The 1,432-nt window shown below is 64.8% G+C and carries 1 protein-coding gene and 1 pseudogene; both read right to left on the bottom strand.

Annotated elements, in window-relative coordinates; all coding sequences use genetic code 11:
- Positions 1 to 119 (bottom strand): annotated as a pseudogene (locus ABQJ48_RS37690) (hybrid-cluster NAD(P)-dependent oxidoreductase); the annotation flags it as partial.
- Between the two features lie 33 nt (positions 120 to 152).
- Positions 153 to 1,430: an aromatic ring-hydroxylating oxygenase subunit alpha gene (locus ABQJ48_RS37685; protein ID WP_367842918.1), complete on the bottom strand. Its 1,278-nt coding sequence runs from the start codon at positions 1,428 to 1,430 to the stop codon at positions 153 to 155.
- Positions 1,431 to 1,432: the final 2 nt, after the last annotated feature.

Here is a 1,432-nt window from a genome sequence, read left to right as displayed (position 1 = left end):
GCATCGCTGTCCCAGCGCGCGGGCAGCGTCTGCCAGAAACGCGGCTGCGTGACGCGGCCCGGCGCGCGCGGTGCGGCGGCTTCGGTGCCCAGCTCAAACGTCGCCTGATCGCGCATCATTGATCTCTCCCGCTCCCGGTTGCGGCGTTGCGCTCAGCGCGTGAAGGACACGACTTTCTCGTCGTGCGAAAGCGGCTCATGGCCGGCCGTTTGTGGCGCATTGGCGTGATCCGCGAGACGGCCGATGTACCACTCGCAGAACTTCTCGACGAGCCCCTCGGTGAACGGCGAATACGGCCCCGGCTCATACGCGCTGCTGGTGGCGCCGCGCTGCGAATACTCGACGAGCGCGCGATCCTGGTCGTTGGTCGCGCGCCAGACGGCGGTCAGATTGTCGACGTCGTAGTCGATGCCTTCGCGGGCGTCCTTGTGCACGAGCCACCTGGTGCGCACGAGTGTCTTGCCCGCCGACAGCGGAATCACCGAGAAGCTCACGATGTGGTCGCTCATGAAGTGATGCCACGAATTGGGCTGGGTCCAGAACGACAGGCCGCCGAGATCGGCGTGCTCGAAACCGCCGAGCAGCTTTCTGGAGGCCACTTTCGCATCGAGCGTCTGCGATTCGCCGTCGCGATCGAGCGGCAGACGCTGCGTGCGGAAACCGGTGACGAGATCGGCCAGCCGTTCGATCTCCGCCGAGGGCAGCTGCATCGCTTCCCACTGCGCGGTGCGTCGCGCGACGGTCGCTTCGAACGCGGCCATGCCTTCCTCGTTGGCGGGCGTGCGCTGATAGCCGAAACCGTATTCGTACAGCGAGATGGTCAGCTCCGGATGGTTCGCCACGCAGTGATAGCACTCGCGGTTGTTTTCCATCGTGAGCTTCCAGTTGCCCTCTTCGATGATGTCGATCGACGCCGCGATCTTGCAGCCGGCCAGATCGTGCGGCAGCAGGTACGGCTCCATCGCCGCGCGCATCACGGCGAAGTCGGCCGGCGGATGTTCGGCCAGACAGATGAAGATCAGCCCCGCAAGATTCTCGACGTGCACCGGCTTCAGGCTGTGCTTGCAGCGATCGAACTGCTCGCCCATGTGCTCGGCGAACATCAGCTCGCCGTTCAGGTTATACGTCCAGCTGTGATACGGGCACACGATATTGCCCAGCGAACCCTTGCCGGTATTGCACAGGCGCGCGCCGCGATGGCGGCACACGTTGTGAAACGCGCGCACCTGCATGTCGTCGTCGCGCACGATCAGGATCGAGTCGTGGCCGAGCTCCACCGTCACGTAGTCGCCCGGCTCGGGCACGTCCGGTTCCACCGCGACCTGGATCCAGTGGTGGCGGAAGATCGCGTCCATGTCGAGCGCGAAGATGTCCTCGCTCGTGTAGAACGGCGCTTCCAGCGTGTGATTCTTCCTGCGGCGTTCGATCATCG

The organism is Paraburkholderia suaedae (assembly GCF_040812055.1).
GTDB lineage: Bacteria > Pseudomonadota > Gammaproteobacteria > Burkholderiales > Burkholderiaceae > Paraburkholderia.
This window is presented reverse-complemented; position numbering and strand designations above follow the sequence as displayed.